This window comes from Alteromonas oceanisediminis (assembly GCF_018474025.1).
Classification (GTDB): Bacteria; Pseudomonadota; Gammaproteobacteria; order Enterobacterales; family Alteromonadaceae; genus Alteromonas_E; species Alteromonas_E oceanisediminis.
In genome coordinates, this window is record NZ_JAHCTA010000001.1 from 43,174 (window position 1) to 64,690 (window position 21,517).

Annotated in this window: 19 protein-coding genes and 1 tRNA gene; 5 read left to right on the top strand and 15 right to left on the bottom strand. The window is 48.3% G+C overall.

From position 1 onward, the window contains the following. Window position 1 precedes the first annotated feature (1 nt). The gene (prmB, locus tag KIU71_RS00225) at window positions 2-934 is read right to left on the bottom strand and encodes a 50S ribosomal protein L3 N(5)-glutamine methyltransferase (RefSeq protein ID WP_214129073.1); all 933 of its coding nucleotides are present in this window, start codon (window positions 932-934) and stop codon (window positions 2-4) included. A gap of 84 nt (window positions 935-1,018) precedes the next feature. On the opposite strand from prmB, the gene smrB reads away from it, so the two are divergent. Next, window positions 1,019-1,570, top strand: coding sequence for an endonuclease SmrB (smrB, locus tag KIU71_RS00230; RefSeq protein ID WP_315853217.1), 552 nt, complete (start codon window positions 1,019-1,021; stop codon window positions 1,568-1,570). 10 nt (window positions 1,571-1,580) lie between these two features. Here smrB and KIU71_RS00235 read toward each other — a convergent pair whose 3' ends face one another. The 6 genes from KIU71_RS00235 to KIU71_RS00260 all read right to left on the bottom strand — a co-directional run bounded on the left by KIU71_RS00235 (window position 1,581) and on the right by KIU71_RS00260 (window position 9,239). Beyond that, on the bottom strand, window positions 1,581-1,706 hold the full coding sequence (locus KIU71_RS00235) for a DUF3149 domain-containing protein (RefSeq protein ID WP_214129075.1): 126 nt from the start codon (window positions 1,704-1,706) through the stop codon (window positions 1,581-1,583). Between the two features lie 124 nt (window positions 1,707-1,830). Continuing rightward, complete coding sequence (locus KIU71_RS00240; protein ID WP_214129076.1) at window positions 1,831-2,484, bottom strand: putative 2OG-Fe(II) oxygenase; 654 nt, start codon at window positions 2,482-2,484, stop codon at window positions 1,831-1,833. Continuing rightward, entirely contained in the window at window positions 2,481-4,046 is a 1,566-nt protein-coding gene (locus tag KIU71_RS00245) for a tetratricopeptide repeat-containing sulfotransferase family protein (protein WP_214129078.1), read from the bottom strand. The genes KIU71_RS00240 and KIU71_RS00245 overlap by 4 nt, the downstream gene beginning before the upstream one ends. Window positions 4,047-4,089: 43 nt before the next feature. Beyond that, window positions 4,090-4,683, bottom strand: a complete 594-nt coding sequence (locus KIU71_RS00250; RefSeq protein ID WP_390881764.1) for a transglycosylase SLT domain-containing protein — start codon at window positions 4,681-4,683, stop codon at window positions 4,090-4,092. Window positions 4,684-4,702: 19 nt separating this feature from the next. Next, on the bottom strand, window positions 4,703-6,307 hold the full coding sequence (gene gshA, locus KIU71_RS00255; protein WP_214129692.1) for a glutamate--cysteine ligase: 1,605 nt from the start codon (window positions 6,305-6,307) through the stop codon (window positions 4,703-4,705). Between the two features lie 112 nt (window positions 6,308-6,419). Then, window positions 6,420-9,239 carry a M16 family metallopeptidase gene (locus KIU71_RS00260; RefSeq protein ID WP_214129080.1) on the bottom strand — a complete coding sequence of 940 codons (2,820 nt, stop codon included), beginning with the start codon at window positions 9,237-9,239 and terminating at the stop codon, window positions 6,420-6,422. Between the two features lie 79 nt (window positions 9,240-9,318). On the opposite strand from KIU71_RS00260, the gene KIU71_RS00265 reads away from it, so the two are divergent. The 3 genes from KIU71_RS00265 to KIU71_RS00275 are packed head-to-tail and all read left to right on the top strand — an operon-like array spanning window position 9,319 to window position 11,496. Further along, window positions 9,319-9,888, top strand: a complete 570-nt coding sequence (locus tag KIU71_RS00265) for an Hpt domain-containing protein (RefSeq protein WP_214129082.1) — start codon at window positions 9,319-9,321, stop codon at window positions 9,886-9,888. A 1-nt stretch (window position 9,889) separates the two neighbouring features. Then, on the top strand, window positions 9,890-10,585 hold the full coding sequence (locus tag KIU71_RS00270) for a TIGR01621 family pseudouridine synthase (protein ID WP_214129083.1): 696 nt from the start codon (window positions 9,890-9,892) through the stop codon (window positions 10,583-10,585). Beyond that, entirely contained in the window at window positions 10,558-11,496 is a 939-nt protein-coding gene (locus KIU71_RS00275) for a ketopantoate reductase family protein (protein ID WP_214129084.1), read from the top strand. Before KIU71_RS00270 ends, KIU71_RS00275 begins: the two co-directional genes overlap by 28 nt. Here KIU71_RS00275 and lysS read toward each other — a convergent pair whose 3' ends face one another. The 3 genes from lysS to KIU71_RS00290 all read right to left on the bottom strand — a co-directional run bounded on the left by lysS (window position 11,497) and on the right by KIU71_RS00290 (window position 14,907). Continuing rightward, window positions 11,497-13,089, bottom strand: coding sequence for a lysine--tRNA ligase (gene lysS / locus KIU71_RS00280; RefSeq protein WP_214129086.1), 1,593 nt, complete (start codon window positions 13,087-13,089; stop codon window positions 11,497-11,499). A 13-nt stretch (window positions 13,090-13,102) separates the two neighbouring features. Next, a protein-coding gene (gene prfB, locus KIU71_RS00285) for a peptide chain release factor 2 (RefSeq protein WP_214129693.1) occupies window positions 13,103-14,201 on the bottom strand; the annotation gives its coding sequence in 2 pieces (ribosomal slippage) (window positions 13,103-14,125 and window positions 14,127-14,201; 1,098 coding nt in all). 136 nt (window positions 14,202-14,337) lie between these two features. Next, window positions 14,338-14,907 (bottom strand): NADPH-dependent FMN reductase, encoded by a 570-nt coding sequence (locus tag KIU71_RS00290; protein ID WP_214129088.1) that lies wholly within the window; start codon window positions 14,905-14,907, stop codon window positions 14,338-14,340. A gap of 95 nt (window positions 14,908-15,002) precedes the next feature. On the opposite strand from KIU71_RS00290, the gene KIU71_RS17925 reads away from it, so the two are divergent. Further along, window positions 15,003-16,757, top strand: coding sequence for a PAS domain S-box protein (locus KIU71_RS17925; RefSeq protein WP_214129089.1), 1,755 nt, complete (start codon window positions 15,003-15,005; stop codon window positions 16,755-16,757). A 10-nt stretch (window positions 16,758-16,767) separates the two neighbouring features. Here KIU71_RS17925 and argS read toward each other — a convergent pair whose 3' ends face one another. The 5 genes from argS to KIU71_RS00320 form a co-directional block, all read right to left on the bottom strand. After that, window positions 16,768-18,492: an arginine--tRNA ligase gene (gene argS, locus KIU71_RS00300; protein ID WP_214129090.1), complete on the bottom strand. Its 1,725-nt coding sequence runs from the start codon at window positions 18,490-18,492 to the stop codon at window positions 16,768-16,770. A gap of 12 nt (window positions 18,493-18,504) precedes the next feature. Then, complete coding sequence (prfC, locus tag KIU71_RS00305; RefSeq protein WP_214129091.1) at window positions 18,505-20,085, bottom strand: peptide chain release factor 3; 1,581 nt, start codon at window positions 20,083-20,085, stop codon at window positions 18,505-18,507. 255 nt (window positions 20,086-20,340) lie between these two features. After that, the gene (rimI, locus tag KIU71_RS00310; protein ID WP_214129092.1) at window positions 20,341-20,817 is read right to left on the bottom strand and encodes a ribosomal protein S18-alanine N-acetyltransferase; all 477 of its coding nucleotides are present in this window, start codon (window positions 20,815-20,817) and stop codon (window positions 20,341-20,343) included. 1 nt (window position 20,818) lies between these two features. After that, the gene (locus KIU71_RS00315; protein ID WP_214129093.1) at window positions 20,819-21,193 is read right to left on the bottom strand and encodes a hypothetical protein; all 375 of its coding nucleotides are present in this window, start codon (window positions 21,191-21,193) and stop codon (window positions 20,819-20,821) included. Between the two features lie 230 nt (window positions 21,194-21,423). Continuing rightward, a tRNA-Trp gene (locus tag KIU71_RS00320) sits at window positions 21,424-21,500 on the bottom strand. Between the last annotated feature and the right edge of the window lie 17 nt (window positions 21,501-21,517).

Sequence of the window (21,517 nt, forward strand, 5' to 3'; positions counted from 1 at the left end):
GTTATGCGCCCTTCTGCCAAAATTCATTAAGTGCCGACCGCGACACTGCAAATACACCTTCACCGCCCTGCTCAAAACGCACCCAATCAACCATGAGTCCTGGGAAGCGCGCTTCGAAATGAACCAGACTATTGCCTACTTCTACCAGAAGCCAGCCGTCCTCTGAAAGGTGCTCTGGTGCTTGTTTCAAAATAATTTCAACCAAATCAAGCCCATCGTCACCGGCTGCGAGCGCCAATTCTGGCTCATGTTGGAATTCTGCGGGAAGATCCGACATGTCCTCAGCATCAACATAAGGTGGGTTCGATACGATTAAGTCATACTTCTGGCCTGACACCGCCGCGAACAAATCTGATTGAATAGGAGTCACCTGATGAGCCACCCCATGCTCCTCAACATTGATTTGAGCCACGTCCAGTGCGTCTGTACTGATATCGACCGCATCGACCTCTGCATCAGGGAACGCGTGTGCCATGGCAATAGCGATGCAGCCGCCCCCGCAGCACAAATCGAGTATACGTGTAGGCTCACTCACATACGGTGCAAATTGCGATTGAATCAATTCAGCAAAGGGCGAGCGCGGTATCAACACGCGCTCATCCACGTAAAATGGTAATCCACAAAACCACGCTTGATGAGTGATGTAAGGCAACGGCAAGCGGGTTTGTACGCGTTTTAACACCAATTCTGCAACTTTTTGTCGCTCGCTACGCGTTAATTTGGCGTGAAACAGCGCATCGCCAGTTTGCTGGGTGATATTTTGAGGTAAATGCAAGGCAAACATGACAAGCGTAACGGCTTCATCCCACGCGTTATCAGTACCATGACCGAAAAACAAATCGGCATCGTTAAACCGACTCACGCTCCATCGCACCATATCAAGTAGGCTTTCTAGATCTTCAATGGCTTGTTCGAGGTAAATTTTGTCAGTCATCGGGTCTATTCATCCGCTAAACAATGGCTGGTATGATACCTAATATTACGGTCGATAGGATCGAAATTTACGAGGAAAACGGCGGTGGAAGATGATGACTGGTCACAATTTAAAAAGACCACACCGGGTTTAGTCCCATTAGCGCCGGATGATAAGATCGTGCTAACCCGCACCGATAACAAAGCGATGGCGAAGCAATTTCGTCGCAAAGCGATCTCGTCGGCGATTGCAGCAGACCGAAAACGAGCCGCTGAGTTCGCTTTTTCAGACGACTTCCAAGCTCATTTCGATGCTCAGGGGCCACTGAAATTTGTTAACCACACTAAGCACAGCAGCGAGTTAAAACGTTTACGCCGTGGCGACTACGTACCTGAGTTTCTCCTGGATTTGCACGGGCTCTCGCGTGATGAATCAAAGCGTGAAATCGCCGCCCTGTTGGCAGAAGCACACAAACAGCACGCCCGCTGCGTTTGCATTGTGCATGGCATTGGCAGTGGTGTGCTGCGTCAGCAAGTACCGCATTGGCTGGTGCAGCACCCTAACGTCATCGCTTTCCATCAAGCCACACTCGAATGGGGAGGACAAGGTGCCCTCCTCGTTCTCATCGCAACGAACGACCCCAAACTTGGCGATTAAAACGACATCATTATTTGCTATGGTCGGCGCTGTTGTGAATAAACATATAGGTAAAGTAGCCACACATACCGATGATGATGGCTATCATCATTAGTGACATCCACACAACGGGGTCAAAAAATAGATTGAGGGGCATGATGCTCTCCTTGAAAGTACATAAACAATGTCAACGAGACATAGCGTACTGGAACCACTGAAGAACATACTGATCTCGATCAATACCCGCTTATGGAGAGCCCCGCGTTATTGCGCTGGATCAATTAAAACTGGATTTTTACATTGAAAGCGATATTAATCCGTTGCCGATCGCTGGGATTTGGCAATACCTCATGCAATAGATAGCTGGGAAACATTAGCAACAACCCATCCTCTGCCGGTAACGTAAACGACTGCCCATACGGTAGCCCTAAACTCACCTGCTGATTTAAATAGGCCTGGCTGTAAAGCGCGATGTCACCTGTTCCAGTACCTTGCACGTAGTAAACACCTGACCAATGCCATTTCGAGTGCGAGTGAATAGCATTGCTGCTGCCCTTTTCGTTCACATTGGCCCAATGGTTAGTTTCAAAGCGCGAATCATCAAACGATTCCAAGGCAGCACAGGGTGCACCGATGGAAAGATAATGACGATGAATGGCTTTAACATTGTCAATGGCCATGCGGCGCAATGTTTGCCAACCGTCAAACTCATCCGACCCACGCCAACAGCCGGGGTTTGCCATTTTATCCACCGTCGGATGATTTTTTTGATAATCGAGAATGGCGGTTTTTAATGTCTGATTCAGACGAGGGTGATCCGGCATCATCGATCGCCAGATATCCGTGTGTAGGATCCCGCCCCTTGCCAATACTATTGTTTGGTTGTTGGCATTAACATATTGCATACCGGGTGCAATAGGCATCGGCTGATTCATTTATTATATCTCTCCCTAAAGGGCTCAAAAGCCTCTGCGTAACGTGTCCAACGGCCTACCGCATGACGATTAATCGGTTGGCGCACTTGCCAGATACTGGGCGTTTCAACGGGATTGTCTGCACCACGGATCTCGGCTTCGCCGGGCATTTTCACTTCTAAAAATTGCTCTACTTGTGAAATGGCAACTGAGTAATTGCTCACCAAGTGCTCGTAATCAAGGTTCAGAATATCACTGCCATACCATTGTGACCATTCTGCCATTAACCGTTGATATTGGTCGTACACAAAAAGAATATTATCCAGTGAATGCGTGTAGGCGAATTGTGCAGAGAAACTTTCGAAGAAGATAGATGCAGCAACATCGAATGGATCACGCTGTAGGTTAATGATTTTTCCCTGCGGAAACAGGTGTTTAAACAGTCCCACGTGAAAGAAATTAGTGGGCACTTTATTCACAATGATGTGACCAGCGAAGTTGCTGAACTGCCTAAAATACCGAGTGTAGCTTTGCGCGATTGTCGTTTCATCAATAGACTTCCCTTGCGCAAGTGGTGCCAGATAATACTGCCCATGCCGCCCTGTGGCGATGCTCACTTCAAGCGCGGGAGTCTCTCCACCCGCATAGTAGTCAGGCAGCGTTGCCAACATCTGCTCGACCAAGGTGGTACCAGAACGCGGCATTCCAACGACCAATATGTGAGGCGTGTGGTCAGGCTCGCCGTCCGTTTGTTGCGCTGCTCCACGTTGATTAACCGCGCTGAAGGTTTGCAGTGTTGCATCCACCTGCTTGCTCAACGTATCTCGACTAAATTGAACCTGAGACTGTTTCATTTGATTCGCCTGCTCGGCGCATTGCCAAGCCTGCTGATACTCACCGATGTCATTAAAATACTTGGCCTGAGCAAACTTCACGCGAGCGCGATGGTCGTCATTCGCTGCGTTTGCGTAAGCGTGGTCAAAGAATTTTTGATAGCGACTATTCGTCTGCTTTACACGTTGGCTTTTCAGCAAACCGGCTATTGCATAGCTGTTGTTGGGCTGCTCAGCGAGCACGGCCTCGTAGTGCACTACCGCATCAGAAAAATGACCTTTTTTTGCCAGTGTGTTGGCGTGCGTCAACATCACTTGTGCTTTGTGCGTTTCATCGACAGCAGCTACCCACTGTGACGTGAGACTCAGGGCCTTGTCGATAGCGCGGCTCTGCAACGCGGCTTGTACATGCAGCCAGCGAAGTGTTAAGTCAGATGGAAACCAATGACTGACTTTTTCGGCCACCTTGAGGGCATCATTGAACCGGTTAAACTGAAGCAACGTGCGAATAAAATGCTCGGCTGCCTGCGACGCTGTAAATGCGGAACGGGTATTCAAAAATGCATTTAAGTAAGATTCCGCAGTCTCATAGTGGCGCTTCGAAAACTGGATAAGGCATAGGTGCATCAGCGCAATAGCATTGCCATTTTCCTGTGCCACACACTGCATCAACAATGCTTCAGCATTAGCGACTTCACGGCGTCGCAGACAGGCTTCGGCTTGAGCAATAAGTTGTGCACTTGAACTCATAGCGTATTCAGTTCCATTGGCTTGCCCCCATCAACCCACGCAACTACGTGAACAAGCGCCACAACCAACTCTTTTGTAGCTCCTCTTCACAGCCCCGTAGTTGCGACGCATACCGTAATGAGCGGCTTTTCACTCGCTCAGAGACTTTAACCAACCACGCTTTGCGCTGATAAGTACCGCGCCGGTACCCTCCCCACCCTTCGTGGTAATTTAAGTACTGCGCATACGCGTCCCACTTAGACACGCCATTGATAGTATGAGACTTGGCGATAAACCATCCCATAAAATCAATCGCATCTTCGAAATCATCCCGATCGGCCCAGCCATTGCCCGTCTCACGCACATAATCTTGCCAAGTCAGCGTTTTAGCCTGTGAGTAGCCGTACGCCGAACTCACACGCCCCCACGGAATGAGACCAAAAAATATCGTATCTTTGGGAGGCAATGCATCAGCCTTGAAAGAACTTTCCTGATACATCATTGCCATCGGCACGTGGATTGGCACACCCCACCGCTCGCGCATATCATCCGCCGCATCGTACCAATCGGGCTTCTCTTCGAAAATAGCGCATAAATTACTGCTATCCTTTGGTGGCGTGACAGTACAAGCGGCCAGTAGCACGCTGAAGGCCGCCAGCAACGCGTACAGAGGGGTATTAAGCCTTGGCGAAATAGTCACGCAAAAAGTCATCAAAATTCACGCTGTTGGCGGCTTCTATCGCGTGTTGCTTATCAAGTGAGACCGCTGTTTGCTGAACGAAGTAAGATTCATCAAAATGTCGATAATCACGCTCAATAAAGCCTTGCTTGTATTGCTGCGATAAGGAAACACCATAAGCGCCGTTGTCCAGATTATTCGACAGTAAATGATCAAGTAGCTGCGCTGAAGGCGTTAAACTAAAGTCATTCACTTTAGCAAGTTCTTGCCTAACCGCCTGAGAGTAACGCGTGGTTTGATTGGCACTGTCCAACTGGGCGGCAACGGGCGCAAAACGCTCAAACAATAGTCTTGCCCAGTCCTGTAGTTTGACTTCTTCAACCGGATTGCCCAGGCCTTTAAAGTCTCGCTTGAGCAACGTCAGCTCGGGGTCGCGACCATTGATGACAGCACGTTTCAGGTTGGTTTCCGTTTCTTTATAGGTTTTGGGATCGAACTCAGGAGAATCCCATAGCAGGCAAGTGAGTAAAAACACATCGAGGAAATAAAATTGATTCTCGCTGATGCCAATGTCACTGAACGGATTAACGTCCAGCGCTCTGACTTCGATGTAACTGACACCCCGAGAGGCCAATGCATCGCTGGGTTTTTCCATCGATTCTGTGGGCTGTTTGGGTCGAATAGGCGAATAAAGTTCGTTTTCGATTTGCAGTATGTTTCGATTCAACTGTTCATAAAGCCCATTTTCACCCGCTGAAAAGCGTTCGTATTCACTTGAATGGGTACGGATTGCCTGACGAACTGAACTGATGTACTCGGGTAACCGGTTATAGCAAATGTGCAAAACTGACTGCTGGCTATTCGTGTAACCCAGATCGCTCATGCGTAATGACGTGGCGTAAGGCAAATAAAGACTGCCTTTACCCATCTTTTGAAAAGGAAGATTGTGCTGCTTATTTCCAATAAATGAACTACAGATTGCTGGCGAAGAACCGTACAAAAACGGGATCAACCAGCACCAGCGCCGATAATTACGGATCATGTCAAAATAATGCTGTGAACGCGCATCTTGATCCGCTTTACCACCGGTTAGCTGTGCGTACGCAGTCCAATAACTCTGCGGCAGCGAAAAGTTAAAATGTACACCCGATATGGCTTGCATCATCGCGCCATACCGATTCTTCAGTCCGATGCGGTAAGTCGTTTTCATACGACCAATATTCGAGTCGCCGTAGTCTGCAATCGGAATATTCGATTCGCCGCTGACATAACATGGCATGCTCATGGGCCACAGCGCTTCATCCGCTATATTGCCCATCACAAACTTGTGAATATCACTGAGCTGATCGAGTGTTGTCTGCACTGAGGTTTCAGGCGGTGTAATAAATTCCAACAGAGACTCAGAGAAGTCCGTGGTAATTGAATCGTGTGTTAACGCTGAGCCCAGAGCCTTAGGATGCTTATCCTGAGACAGAAGACCATTTGGCTTTATGCGCAGCGCTTCGCGCTCAACGCCATGTTGAATTTGCGGTAATGCGGACTGGAAATCGGCTGTCGCAAGAGCTGCGACCTTTTGCTCAAAGGTTAACGATGTGCTCGACAATGGCTTGCTCACTGTGTCTGTGTTTCTTCGTTAGTGGGGCAAGTATAGAGTGTTTTAAACGCTACACCTGCACTTTTTATCATTACTAATACCAAAACGGTTTAGCGTTCAGTTAATTTGGAACATCTAACTCAATGATAGGCCGTTTCAGGGACTCCAGCTCTGCGCGCAAAGCCTGTGCGTCTCCCACCACTATCAGTTGCATATCATCCAGCACAAGATGCTTTTGTGCTAAAGACTGTAACGTTTGAGCATCAATACTGTTAATAATTTCTAACTGCTTTTGCGTATAATTACGGTCTAAGTCATAGACCAAAAGATGACGTAGAAACTGTGATTTACTGGAGGGCGTTTCATACCTTAACGCATCCGATTGAGTAAACGCATTTTTCATCAGCGCCATTTCACCCTCTGTCGGGCCCTGCGCCTTGTAATGCTGGATCTCGCTGATGATCTCGTTGATACTGTCGAGCGTGTTTAGCGCGTTCATATCGCCGCCCGCGCTGAATACACCCAGCGTTTTTCCGCCGCTAAAACTACTTCCCGCCCCATAGGTAAATCCTTTGTCCTCGCGAAGGTTCAGGTTAATACGGCTATTAAAGTTACCGCCCAGTGGGAAGTTCATTAAGCGCATCCGAAAAAACTCGCCGGTAGCATCATAGGGCAATGAGCGTTGAGTAAAATCCACCACGGATTGCACCGCATTGGGTTTATCCACCAAGAAAATATTGGCCTGCTCATACTCAGGAAAAGCAGCATACTGCGGAATCGAATACGGCTTGGCAAGCCATCCGTCGAAACGCGTGAGCAACTGCATGACAGCGGGTTTATCGATGTCACCAACGACAACAATGTTAGCCTGATCCGGATTGACGAAGGTTGCATAAAACTGCTTTACATCGTCAAGGGTGATGTTGCTAACCGTTGAAACAACTCCATCATCAGGCAAGCTGACGCGGTTTTGCTTGCCATAATTAACCAAATCTCTGGCTCGGCTTGCAAGAATGTTGGGACTCTTCAATTGCTGCTGCATCGCTTGCAATGTGCGCTGTTGAATTTGTGCAAAGTCTGATGCTAAGAAAGCGGGGGTCAGTAGTTTCTCCAGCAGGATATCCAACGTAGGTTGCAGATTTTTGGTTAAGCTGGAGGCATAAATCGTCATAAAGCGACCTGAAGCACCAAACCGAATACTGCTGCCCAGTTTAGCAAGCTCATTCGCCAGCGTGATGCTATCGCGCGCTTGAGAAGACTCATTCAGCATCTGCGCAGTCATCGAGGCAAGACCCGCCTTATCTGTTGGGTCCAGCAAGGGCCCACCTTCTAAATTTATCGCCAGTGTAACGGTTGGGGTTTCCTGAGTTTGCGCCCCAAGCACTGGAATATTATTACGGTACGTGGCCTCCCAGAAGTCAGGAACATTCACCACCGGCGCGGGACCCGTTGCGGGTATAACACTGCGATCAAACTGACTTTGCGTCGTGATATTAGCAACAGCGACGGGGGTTGTCGCGTTAGCAGGCAACTCACGAGCCGGAACTGAGTAATTCGGCTTTTGCACAGCCATGGCCGTTTGCCCCTCCGGCACAATACTGAGTACCACTGCGGGGTTATTCTTGATGTATTGCTCATATACGCGCATGACATCGTCTTTTGTCACCGCGTTGTAACGGTCAATATCGGTCTGCACCAAATCAGGCTCACCGGCATAAAGCTGACCATTGGCCAGCGATGAGACTTTGCGCGCCACACTTTGTAGACCAAAAATAGTACCAGCCTCAATGCTCATTTTAACCCGGTCGAGATCATCTTGCTGGACACCACGCACTTCAAATTCTTCTAACGCGGCATAAAAATCAGCATAAAGGCTGTCTAAATTTGTGGTTACCGCCGGGTTGGCAAGCGCCAACAACTGAAATTCACAGGCCAATTCGCGACACGGATGCGATACACCCGCTTGCACCGTTTTGCCACTGACGACTAAGTTTTTATAGAAAATCGAGGTCTTTCCTCCGCCCAAAATATCTGCCAACACATCCAGCGGCGCTTCATCCGGATGGCGGGCATACACGGTTGGGAAGGTCATTTGAATAAATGGCAAATGGACGTTATCTTCTAAGGTCAGATACCGTGGGCTGTCCAGTTTCACCGGCGTTTTTTGTTGTCTTTCTACCTCAGGCCCTCGCGGGATCTCACCAAAATACTTTTTTACCCAACGTTTTGTCTGTTCAATATCAATGTCGCCACCAATCGTCAAAATGGCATTATTTGGCCCATACCAGCGCTGGAAAAACGCCTTAAGATCATCAACGCCGACACGGTCCAAGTCTTCAACATAACCTATCACTGGCCAGGAATAGGGGTGCCCGGCGGGATAAAGCGCTTCACTAATCCGTTCACTGCGCAGTCCATAGGGTTGATTGTCGATGCGTTGCGCGCGTTCATTTTTGACCGTTTCACGCTGATTCTCGAATTTCTGTTGAGTCACCGCCGGTAACAAAAATCCCATTCTGTCAGATTCAAGCCAGAGAACCTTTTCCAAATGATTGCGCGGCACGGTTTGATAATAGTTGGTCCGGTCTGAATTTGTGGTGCCATTCATGTCACCACCAGCCTCGGTGATCATGGAAAAGTGTTGTTCATCAGCGACATGCGCTGAGCCTTGAAACATCATGTGTTCAAAAAAATGCGCAAACCCTGAATGGCCAACGTCCTCTCGTGCCGATCCCACATGATAGGTCACATCAACATGAACCAGCGGGTCGGATGTATCCTGATGCAGGATTACGGTCAGTCCGTTTTCAAGCTGGTAACGCTCATACGGGATTGTCACGCCACTCGGCTTTTCCTTTGCATTGTTCTGTGGTGGAAGCGGTTGAGCACAACCAAGCAACAACACACTGAGAAACCCCACTATCCAACCCGTTTTATTCATAATTTCCGCTTTTAAATTGTTAATACACACACGATTGGTTTTCGCGTAAACTGACATCATTGCGCAAAAAGGGCACACGATGGAAAACCAAGCACTCCTTGTCGATCTTGATTTTGGCACTAAGCAACTCGGCGGTAACACTGCGTTATTTGTTAAGTTGCTCGGTCGGTTCGAAGATGAATATCAAGACGCCGAAAGCAAGTTAGCCGAATTTCAGCAACATAACAACCTTGAGACGATGCAACTACTGGTTCATACGATCAAAGGTGTCAGTGGCAATTTGGGACTTGAGCGATTGGCCAAAGAGGCAAAAAAAGTCGAAGCGCTGGTAAAGCGTGATTCACTCGATGACGAATCGCTACAAACGTTAATCCACACACTCAACCAAACGCTGACCGAAATACAAGCAGTGCGCAACCAACACACTCGAAGCTCAGATGAAAATACCCGTCACGTCGCTCAAACACACAGCGGTGAGCACGTCGAGGCGTTAACCAAAGCGCTACAGCAACAACGCTTTATCAGCGACGAACTATTCGACAATGCGACCGCCCAGAGCAATTTGAGCCAAGCTGACAAAGAAGCGCTGCAAAGCGCGATACTCGATTTGGATTATCCGCGCGCATTGGCTATTTTGGGTGAGTCATAATGTGACCGCACCGCTTCGCATTATTTTTGAACACGCGCATTTTTTAATTATCAACAAACCTGCTGGCGTTAGTATGCATGGCGGCAGTGACACGCCGACAGTGATGGAAAGCCTGCACAACATGGGTTATCACGGTTCACTAAAGCTAGTGCATCGCTTGGATACACCCACGTCCGGTATCATGGTTATCGCCACTCAACCTCAAGCGGCCGCTACGTTGGCCGAAGCGTTTGCGCAGCGCCGGGTAAGCAAATACTATCTGGCCGTGTCCAGCGCGAAGCCTAAAAAGAAGCAAGGTCATATACTCGGTGACATGGCGGCTGCAAGACGCGGTAGCTATAAGCTTCTGAAAAGCACTGAAAACCCAGCCTATACGCAGTTTATGAGCCACTCAATTGACAGTGGGTATAGGCTGTTTATCCTGCGTCCTCTCACGGGAAAGACACACCAATTACGCGTCGCCCTGCGTAGCCTTGGTTCGCCAATTGTTGGCGATGGTCGATATGGGGGGCAGACTGCGGACCGACTTCACCTACACGCCTGTGCACTGGGTTTTAAATATGAAGGCGAACGCTTTGATTTTTATCAGCCGCCTGATGCAGGAACATGGTTTTTGCGCGATGAGACACGGGCTATTGTTGAAGCCTTGGGGCACCCCAGTGATATTTTGTGGCCCAAATTGTTATGGCCCCGATAGGTATGGCACTCGTCGACGCACATCAAACGGACACGCTACTGCATATTATTGGCAGTGGTGCTATTGGTAGCTTAATAGCGGCACGCGCACAGAAAACGAACCTTGCGTACAGTCGCCATATTCGTTCAACAGCGGTCAAGGATGTGCATTTAATGGACGGTGACACTGTGCATTTGCGCGGGCCGGTGAATCAATGGCCAGCGTATTCACCTCGCGAACTGACCGTGCTGTTTCCCTTAAAGAGCTATCAAATAGTGTCTGCCATTGACGAATATGCCCCCTGTATTCCACACGGCAGTAACGTTGTATTGATCCATAACGGTATGGGGTGCTACGAGCAAGCGCAAACAGCACTGGCTGCATTTCATACCTTCATGGCGACTACCAGCGACGCTGCGTTCAAGCCTAGCCCGCAAGTATGCCGACAGACGGGCACGGGGCACACAAAAATAGGCTACATTGATGGCCGTCAAAATAGCGAAAGGCTGCAGAGCGTAACGTCGTTGATGGCTAAGTTACTCTCTGGCGTTGCCAGCGAACAAGCGATTCAAACAGCCATGTGGCATAAGCTCGCCGTCAATGCGCTGATCAATCCGCTGACCGCATTGCATGACGTTCCCAATGGCGCCCTACTCGAACCTGCTTACACAGCTCAGTTGGAGGCTCTGGCCGATGAGGTATCTGCCGTGATGCGAGCATGCGATATCAACGTGTCGCCGCAAGGTATCTTAACTGCCGTGCGCGAGGTGTGCCACAAGACCGCGGAAAACTACAGTTCGATGCACCAAGATAGGGTTCATGGAAGACGCACAGAAATCGATGCTATCAATGGCTATATTGTCGAACAGGGATTAAAAAAAGGGCTTAACTGCACATGCAATCAAGCCCTAATCAATGCGATTAAACGTTAACTACGCATCCGCTTTGTTTTCCGGTTTCATGTGCGGAAACAAAATTACGTCTTTAATGGTCGGGCTGTCAGTCAACAACATGACCAAACGATCAATACCGATACCTTCACCGGCTGTCGGCGGCAACCCGTATTCCAATGCGCGAATGTAATCAGCGTCAAAGTGCATAGCCTCGTCATCACCCGCTTCTTTTTCGCTGACTTGCTTTAAGAAGCGTTCGGCTTGATCCTCAGGGTCATTCAACTCTGAGAAACCATTCGCAATCTCGCGGCCACCCACGAAAAACTCAAATCGATCGGTAATAAATGCATTGTCGTCATTGCGTCGTGCCAGCGGTGACACTTCCCACGGATAGGCGGTGATGAAGGTTGGCTGATCCAGTTGTTCTTCGGCAGTGGCTTCAAAAATTTCACATAAATACTTGCCTGCGCCCCAGATCCCATCAACCTCTGGCTCTTTAATATGCAAGCGTTTAGCAATTTCTTTGAGTGTATCTAAATGATTTTCAGGGTCGTTAATCGCCGTTGAGAATCGCTCAGCGTTGTCGCCGCTGGTTGCTTCATCATAATATTGCAAAATGGCTTCGTTCATCGTCAATCGGGCAAACGGCTGACCAAAATCATAGTCAACGCGACTGACAACCTCACCTTCCTTATTCTTCGTTGTGTTCGATACAATCTGACTACCCAACACATCCTCTGCGACTTTGCGTAGCATCGCTTCTGTCAAATCCATTAAGTCGTTAAAGTCAGCATAAGCTTGATAGAATTCGAGCATGGTAAATTCAGGATTATGCCGCGTTGAAAGACCTTCATTGCGAAAGTTCCGATTGATTTCAAACACACGTTCAAACCCGCCGACCACCAAACGTTTTAAATATAACTCTGGCGCGATACGCAAATACATATCGATATCCATGGCGTTATGATGAGTGATAAACGGTTTGGCCGTAGCACCACCGGGGATCACCTGTAGCATCGGTGTCTCGACTTCTAAATAGTCTCGCTCAGCTAAAAACTGACGTATAGAGGCCACTACGCGGCTGCGAACTTTGAAGGTCTTGCGCGTTTGCTCGTTAGTGATCAGATCGACGTAACGTTGACGATATTTGATCTCCTGATCCGCCAAACCATGAAACTTTTCTGGCAGTGGGCGCAACGCTTTCGTTAACAGAACATAGTGCGCCATATCCACGTACAGGTCGCCTTTACCTGATTTGTGCAAAGCACCGCTAACGCCGATGATGTCGCCAATATCTAAGCTGCCATAGCGGGCCTTGATGTCTTTTTGTGTGTCTTTGCTGGCATAAGACTGGATCCGTCCACTCATATCCTGCAATAAAATGAACGGCCCGCGTTTGGCCATAATCCGACCGGCAATACTGACCTGATGGGCGGCATCAGCGAGCGTTTCCTTATCGTGCTCGCCGTAGGCTTTCTGGAGCTGAGAAGCATAGTGCTCGCGACGAAAATCATTTGGAAACCCGTTTGCAGAGCAGTTCTCGCGGATCTGCGCTAGTTTTGCACGCCGCTCCGCGATCAGTTTATTGTTGTCTGCATTCTCAGTCGCCGGTGAAGAGGCTTTTTCAGTCATAGCGGTTTTCCAATTAGAGTCCGGATTTTAAGCTAGCTTCGATGAACCGGTCGAGACCACCATCAAGTACAGCTTGGGTATTGCGTGTTTCTACGCCAGTTCTTAAATCTTTAATGCGGGAGTCATCCAATACATAGGAACGGATTTGACTACCCCAGCCGATGTCGGATTTACTGTCTTCCATCGCCTGTTTTTCTGCATTTTGCTTTTGCAATTCATGTTCGTACAACTTTGCTTTAAGTTGTTTAAACGCTTGGTCTTTATTTTTATGCTGCGAGCGATCGTTTTGGCACTGCACCACAATATTGGTCGGAATGTGCGTGATCCGTACCGCAGAATCTGTGCGGTTAACGTGCTGCCCACCAGCGCCTGAAGCTCGATAAGTATCAATGCGTAGGTCTGCAGGATTCAGCTCAACCTCAATGTCATCATTGATTTCGGGGTAGATAAAGGCCGACGCAAAGGATGTGTGACGACGGTTGCCCGAATCAAACGGCGATTTTCGCACCAAGCGATGAACACCGGTTTCCGTACGTAGCCAACCGTACGCATATTCACCGCCAAATCGTATCGTAGCGCTTTTTATACCCGCTACATCACCATCTGACACTTCAATAAGTTCAGTTTTAAAACCATGCTCTTCCCCCCAACGCAAATACATTCGCAATAACATATTTGCCCAGTCCTGAGCCTCAGTCCCGCCAGAGCCTGATTGCAAATCAAGGTAGCAGTCGTTAGCGTCATTCGGGCCGGAGAACATACGACGGAACTCAAGTACTTCCAGCTTTTTGATTAATGCGTCAAGTTCTTGCTGAGCTTCATCGAAAGTTTCTTGATCTTCTGCCTCAACGGCCAGTTCAACAAGGCCGACAACATCCTCACTGCCTTGCTCAAGCTGCTGGATGGTTTCTACTACGTCTTCTAACGCAACCTTTTCTTTACCAAGGGCTTGCGCTCGCGGAGGATCATTCCAAACCTCTGAACTCTCCAGCTCGCGATTGACTTCTTCGAGACGTTCTACTTTAACGTCGTAGTCAAAGATACCCCCTAAGCAACTTGGTGCGCTTAGCGATATCGTCGATGGCATTATGAATTGGATTAACTTCGAACATGCTTTTGGATAGGTGATGAATTTTGTGTGCGGATACTACCGAATTTGCGCTCAGGTTAACAGCCCTGATACTCAAAAGCATATCCTGAACAAAGGCTTGAGCGCAGATTTTTCACTGCGCCAGCGATTACTGAGAGTTATTTCAACTTTTGGGTGGTTGTCGCCAGCTCTTCAACGAGTTTGGCAATCTGAGAGAGCGTTTTCTCGTCGGTTAACTGGCCGCTGTCATTCATTAATGTATCAACTTTGCCGATGGCTTTTTGATTTGCCAGCACGTTCACGCCGATATTACCCAATAGCATACGCAAGGTGACCAGCACTCGCATACCGCCCAGGGCACCCGCTGATGCCGCCATTATCAATGCTGTTTTACCGCGAAACGCTTCAAGCGGCTTTTCATCGCTCTGCTTGCGACTCGCCCAGTCAATCGCATTTTTAAGAAGCGCGGGGTAACTGGAATTATACTCCGGTGACACGATAATAAATGCATCGTGGCTGAGCAATAACTCTTTGAATGCGCGGGCTTGATCAGGCATGCCAGAAGCCGCTTCATCGTCTTCATTAAAAATGGGCATTGGGTAGTCGCCTAAGTTCACCAAAGTGACTTCCGCACCGGCATTTCGTGCCGCGTCTGCTGCTGCCGTAGCCACGGCCTGATTAAACGAGTTTTTGCGCGCACTGCCAGAAAAGGCGAGTATTTTTACCATTTTACATTTCCCTTTTACTTAAAATACATTTACTGTCATCTAATCATGTGCTCGTTACTGCATAAATTTTCACAGCAACAACGTGAGGCATCAACATGCTGCTTAACTACTTTTCTAAGAAGAAGAACGCGACAACCGCCATTTTAGATCAAGCAATCGATGCGGTGATCTCAATTGATACACGCAACAATATCACGTATATCAACAAAGCGGCGGAAAAGCTTTTTGAGGTCAGCGCGGCGGAAGTGATCAATACCAATGTTAAGACGTTGGTGCCGACCGAGTTCAGAGCTAATCACGATAACTTCGTCAACGCCAACCGCAACGGCGGCGAAGACAAAATTGTCGGCACCTCCAGAGACATTCAAATTGAAACCTCACGAGGCGAGCGACGCTGGTGTAATCTTTCCCTGTCGAAAATACAGCAAAGTGACGGCGTGCATTACACCGCCTTTATTAAGGATATTTCACAGCAGAAAGAAGCACAGCAACGCATCGACCAGACATTGGAACAGTGTATCGATGCCGTGGTTTCTATCGACGAAAACAATCTGGTCACGTTTTTTAACCGCGCTGCAGAGCAACTGTGGGCAGTATCAAGAGACAAGGTAATTGGCAATAATGTCAAAATGTTAGTGCCTCAGATGATACAGGCACAGCACGACAACATGGTCAACCGCAACCGACAAACCGGCGAAGACAAAATAGTCGGCACGTCGCGCGATGTTGAAATTGAAACCCTGGATGGCCGCAAGATTTGGGGTAACTTGTCGCTATCCAAAGTCGTGATCGGTGAGGTAATAACCTACACCGCGTTCGTTAAGGATATCACTGAAGAAAAGCGTCAGCGCGATCAGTTTGCGCTATTGTCTTTGGTGGCGAATGAAACTGATAATTCAGTGATTATTACCAATGCTGAAGGGTTAATTGAATACACCAATCCCGGTTTCTCGAAATTGACTGGCTATTCAAGTCAGGACGCACTAGGTAAAAAGCCAGGCCAGTTGCTGCAAGGTAAACACACGTCTGAACAAACGCGCATGCGGATCCGCGAGAACCTCAAAAATCGCACGCCTTTTTATGAAGAGATCTTAAACTATACAAAAAGTGGTGACCCCTACTGGATCAGTCTCGCCATCAATCCGGTCTTTGACGACAATGGTAAGGTGAAACAATTTATCTCAATCCAGGCTAATGTTGACTCAACCAAACGTAAAGCCATCGAGAACGATATTCGATTATCTGCTATCAGTCAGGCCAACATTGTGCTTGAATTTGACGCTGCGGGAAAATTAACCTTAACCAATAAATTGGGGTTGGCCTCTTTCGGTTTGAAGGATAAAAGTGAGCTGGTCAATCAACTCAAACCCTTGTCGCATTATTTGAACAAAAACCAGTGGGACCAACTTAATAAAGGGCAGTTCCTGAACACGGAGATCACGCTGTCTGCCAACGGGCAAAATGTGCGCTTATCCGTTGCCATTTCACCCGTGCAGGATGAAGACGGTGCGCTAAACAAAATATTACTTTATGGAGCGGATGTTTCTGAACGGAATCAGGTCCTGTCTAAAACGCACGGCGCCATGTCCGAAGTACTCGCCAGGATCAGTGGCATTATTGACACCATCAACAGTATTTCAGATCAAACCAACCTACTGGCTTTGAATGCGGCTATCGAATCTGCCCGCGCCGGTGAAGCCGGTCGCGGGTTCTCCGTTGTTGCCGACGAAGTGCGAAGCCTAGCGTCTCGCACCACCGAGTCTGCCAAAGAGATTGGCACGCTCATTGGAGAGACACGCCAACACGTTGAAAGTTTGAGCGAATATATGGACGATGGTGACAATCGTTAACCGATTGCCACTACATCCGTTGTGCGGTCTCAATGCCTAGCAGCGCCAATCCAGTCTTTAAGGTATTCGCTGTTAGCATGGCCAGCGCTAACCGACTGTCTCTAATTTCTTTGGCGATACCGTCTTTCAGTATGGGGCAAGCTTCATAAAACCGCATAAAGTGACTTGCCACGTCATAAAGGTAAGCACACAACACGTGTGGGGTTGCCTCAGCCGACACGGCCAAGAGTGTTTCTTCAAACTGCGCGAGTTTGGTCGCCAATGTTTGCTCGGCAGGCTCTGTGATAGACACAGCCGGCTGACCGACGTCGCCGGCCTTACGCAAAATACTGGTGATCCGCGTGTAAGCATATTGCAGATAAGGGGCTGTATTTCCCTCAAAGCTGAGCATATTATCCCAATCAAACACGTAGTCCGTTGTGCGGTTTTTACTCAAATCGGCGTACTTAATCGCACCAATACCAATTTTACGCGCTAATTGCTCGTCAACCTGCTCTCCGGTGTGTTCCGCGCGCTCTGTTAGCAACGCTCTGGCACGCTCGACCCCTTCAACCAAAAGATCATGCAACTTAACCGTTTCGCCAGAACGCGTTTTGAATGGTTTGCCGTCTTTACCCAGCATCATACCAAAGGGACAATGCTCGTAACTTTGCGACGCGTCGATAAATCCTGCTTTACGGGCCACTAACTCGGTTTGCTTAAAGTGCAGAGCTTGTCTGGCATCAGTGAATATTAATGTTCTGTCTGCATGCAACGTATTATTGCGGTAGCGAATAGCAGCTAGATCGGTAGTCGCATAGAGATAACCACCACCAGACTTTTGCACAATATAAACGGCTGGGTTACCGTCTTTATCAGCCAATTCTGGTAAAAATACAACCTGAGCGCCTTGATCTTCAACCGCAATACCGCGGCTTTTCAATGCTTCAATCACCTGACTTAAGTCGGCATTGTAGGCACTTTCGCCCATAATGTCGTCGCGCGTTAAACTGACATTAAGCAGCGCATAGACTTCTTCGGAATGCTGAATAGATATATCAATGAATTGCTGCCAAAGAGCCATACATTGCGCGTCACCGCCTTGCAGCTTAACCACATACTCCCGCGCGCGGTCAGCAAAATCAGGCTCTTCATCAAAGCGTACTTTTGCTGCCCGGTAAAAATCTTCTAAATCACTCAGTGCTGTTTCGGCGACACTATTTTGCGCCAATTGATCACTCAGGTGTGCCAGTAGCATCCCAAACTGGGTACCCCAGTCGCCCATGTGATTTTGTCGAACAACATTGTGGCCTAAAAATTCCAGCGTTTTAACCACGGCATCACCAATGATGGTGCTGCGCAAATGCCCCACATGCATCTCTTTGGCAAGGTTGGGTGACGAGTAGTCGACAACGACCGTTTGCTCAGGTTGTCTGGCAACACTTAAGCGCTCATCTTGAAGTGCCTCACTGACCCACATATTTAAAAAAGCAGGTTTAAGATAAATATTGATAAACCCAGGCCCGGCAATCTCTAATTTGGCGGCAATATCATCAACCTCGACCGTATCGACAATCTGTTGCGCGATCTGACGCGGATTTTGCTTCAGCGCTTTGGCCAATCCCATCGCCCCATTAAATTGATAATCGCCAAACTCTGCGCGCGTGCTTCTGCTTAGCGGCGCATTTGCCTCAGGCTGCCCCATCGTCGTTAAAGCGGACTTAAACCGCTGTAGTAGTGTTGCATGTAAATTCATAGTTTAAGCAGCTTAGTGTTCACGAGTCGTATTAAAAGAAATATCAGGATAACGCTCTTGCGCCAGCGATAAGTTCACCATAGTAGGCGCTACGTAAGCGAGATTATCGCCACCATCAAGCGCAAGATTAGCCTGCGCTTTGCGCTGAAACTCATCCAGTTTACGCGCATCACCATACACCCAACGTGCGGTGGCGACATTAACGTGTTCATATATTGCATCCACATTGTACTCTGCTTTTAAACGTGCGACGACCACATCGAACTGCAATACGCCCACTGCGCCAACAATTAAGTCGTTATTAATTAACGGTCTAAATACTTGCACAGCGCCTTCTTCAGATAATTGAATCAGACCTTTTTGCAACTGCTTTTGCTTTAAAGGATCTTTCAAGCGTATGCGTTTAAACAGTTCCGGTGCGAAATTAGGGATGCCCGTAAAGCGATAGTCTTCACCTTCTGTAAACGTATCGCCAATCCGAATCGAGCCGTGGTTGTGTAACCCAATGATATCTCCCGCGTAGGCCTCTTCCAGTAAAGCTCTATCACCCGCCAAAAAAGTCAGTGCATCGGATATCCTTATGTCTTTACCAATCCGCGTGTGGCGTAACTTCATGCCTTTTTGGTATTTACCCGACACAATACGACAAAATGCAATCCGGTCGCGATGTTTAGGATCCATGTTGGCTTGGATTTTAAACACAAAACCGCTGAACTTGGGCTCATTAGAAGTGACTTCACGCAGATCAGACACCCGACTTTGCGGTTTTGGTGCCCACTCAACCAAACCGTCCAGCATGTGATCAACGCCAAAATTCCCCAAGGCCGTACCAAAGTATACGGGCGTTAATTCACCGGCCAGAAACTCGTCGAGATTGAACTCATGCGAAGCGCCCTGCACCAGCTCTAACATATCGCGTAGTTCTTGCGCATACTCACCAATGGCTGCGTCCAGCTCAGGATTATCGAGCCCTTTAATGATGCGTTTTTGTTGAATGGTGTGGCCTTGTCCCGACTTGTATAGGATGGTTTCATCGCGCAGCAGATGATAAACGCCCTTGAAACTTTTGCCCATACCGATGGGCCAGGTGATCGGCGCACATTTGATGTTCAGCACCTCTTCAACTTCATCGAGTAACTCAATCGGATCGCGCGTGTCGCGGTCAAGTTTGTTCATAAAGGTGATGATTGGCGTATCACGTAATCGCGTCACTTCCATGAGTTTAATTGTGCGCGCCTCGACCCCTTTGGCAGAATCGATTACCATCAAGCAGGAATCGACGGCGGTCAGTGTTCGATAGGTGTCTTCAGAGAAATCTTCGTGACCCGGCGTATCCAGCAAGTTGACCAAATGATCCTGATAAGGGAATTGCATCACAGACGTGGTGACCGAAATTCCCCGCTCTTTTTCCATTTCCATCCAGTCTGACTTGGCGTGTTGTCCAGATTTTTTGCCTTTTACCGTGCCAGCAACCTGCAAAGCGTTGCCAAATAAAAGGACTTTCTCAGTAATGGTGGTTTTACCCGCATCCGGGTGAGAGATGATAGCGAAAGTTCTTCGCTTATTGATTTCATTAGATAAATTTGAATTCATTTGATTAAATTTCAGTTTTAGGTGCCGCTACAGGTGCCGTAGAGTATTGCTTGGGCGCACCGAGTTTGACGTATTTATGCGGTCGGATTCTACAGAAATTTTGCTGGGTATGCTCGAATATTGTTGTCGACCAACGCCGACTAGGCGAAACGATTAAGTGGCGCGCAGCCACCCCTCATTAGCAAACGCATCGTTGAAAAATATCGATGACCGACCAATCCGATTTACAGCGTAGTTTAAAAATAGGCCCCACCCTCATAAGACAGGAGCTTCTTTACTCAGCACTTTGGCTAATACGAGGGCGTCCTCTTTTTCAGAAGACTGTCCATTCTGGCGTGGATTTTCATAATATCCTGTGCGCACTTCGATATGCTCAAATCCGGCATAGCGATACAACGAAATAGCGGTTGAATTGCTGGCACGAACTTCCAACCACGCTTTTGTTGCATGCAGTCCACGTGCATAAGTCAAAAAGTGATCCAATAGCGTTTTCCCTAGGCCTCTTCCTCGCTGCGTTGGGCACACAACGATATCCATCAATGTGACCTCATCAAGCACACTCAAACCAATATAATAACCCAGACAAGTACCATCGTCTCGCGCCTGAGCTGCAAAATAGGGGGCGGATAAACAGTCCGCAAATACGCGAAAGCTCCAGGGAACCGGATGTGATATGCGGCACAACGCATAGGCTTGTTCAGCATCCTCGTGAGTCAGTGGCGTGATCAACATCTCAAGCGCTAATCAGTTTAATCCATAACTCGCGCTTCACTCGAGGAGAGAGCGGCTTACGGAGATCAGGTAGAAACACGCGCTCGCCTTGCACATCGACCCCGCCATGGGCCGACAGTAACCAGTCAAGCTGCGGCGTCTCAGTCAAATCATGACAAGATGCAAACGCCACTCGAATATCGTGTAGTACCTCACCGGCCTGTTCCAACGCAGTTTGAGACTGTTGATGAGTTTCGATAGTGGCAGGGTTCGGCGCTGGCTCAGACCGAGCTTCAACCGTATTTAACGAGGTTTCACACTCATCTGAACGTTGCCAGACACGCAATCCCATCTCAGTGAGCACAGCAAGTTGATATTGACTCAGCGTGTTTGCCATAACAAAAATTCCCACGCGCAAAACGTTAGTATAACCTCAACTCGCCGTAAGAAAATCTGCAAAGTTCTTAATTTGGTACTTATTTCAAATTAAACTATACAGTGGTGCCGTAAAGCTCTGGATCAAAGCGTTTAAGTGATGGAGTGACACGGGTTAAGGCGCTGCGGAAAGGAGTTGCTTATCCCGAATTCAGGTTAATAGATAGAGAAGCTGGTAAAAAAAGAGAAAAGTGGCAGGGGTGGAGGGACTCGAACCCCCAACCATCGGTTTTGGAGACCGCTGTTCTACCAATTCGAACTACACCCCTAGCGCGCTCGCATTATA

Bases quoted from the DNA above. Each gene is read 5' to 3' on its own strand.
- KIU71_RS00290 (WP_214129088.1), bottom strand. From the start codon at position 14,907: ATGGTAAAAATACTCGCCTTTTCTGGCAGTGCGCGCAAAAACTCGTTT.
- prmB (WP_214129073.1), bottom strand. From the start codon at position 934: ATGACTGACAAAATTTACCTCGAACAAGCCATTGAAGATCTAGAAAGC.
- argS (WP_214129090.1), bottom strand. From the start codon at position 18,492: ATGAATTTACATGCAACACTACTACAGCGGTTTAAGTCCGCTTTAACG.
- KIU71_RS00245 (WP_214129078.1), bottom strand. From the start codon at position 4,046: ATGAGTTCAAGTGCACAACTTATTGCTCAAGCCGAAGCCTGTCTGCGA.
- prfC (WP_214129091.1), bottom strand. From the start codon at position 20,085: ATGAATTCAAATTTATCTAATGAAATCAATAAGCGAAGAACTTTCGCT.
- rimI (WP_214129092.1), bottom strand. From the start codon at position 20,817: ATGTTGATCACGCCACTGACTCACGAGGATGCTGAACAAGCCTATGCG.
- KIU71_RS17925 (WP_214129089.1), top strand. From the start codon at position 15,003: ATGCTGCTTAACTACTTTTCTAAGAAGAAGAACGCGACAACCGCCATT.
- KIU71_RS00235 (WP_214129075.1), bottom strand. From the start codon at position 1,706: ATGCCCCTCAATCTATTTTTTGACCCCGTTGTGTGGATGTCACTAATG.
- lysS (WP_214129086.1), bottom strand. From the start codon at position 13,089: ATGACTGAAAAAGCCTCTTCACCGGCGACTGAGAATGCAGACAACAAT.
- KIU71_RS00260 (WP_214129080.1), bottom strand. From the start codon at position 9,239: ATGAATAAAACGGGTTGGATAGTGGGGTTTCTCAGTGTGTTGTTGCTT.
- KIU71_RS00240 (WP_214129076.1), bottom strand. From the start codon at position 2,484: ATGAATCAGCCGATGCCTATTGCACCCGGTATGCAATATGTTAATGCC.
- KIU71_RS00265 (WP_214129082.1), top strand. From the start codon at position 9,319: ATGGAAAACCAAGCACTCCTTGTCGATCTTGATTTTGGCACTAAGCAA.
- KIU71_RS00315 (WP_214129093.1), bottom strand. From the start codon at position 21,193: ATGGCAAACACGCTGAGTCAATATCAACTTGCTGTGCTCACTGAGATG.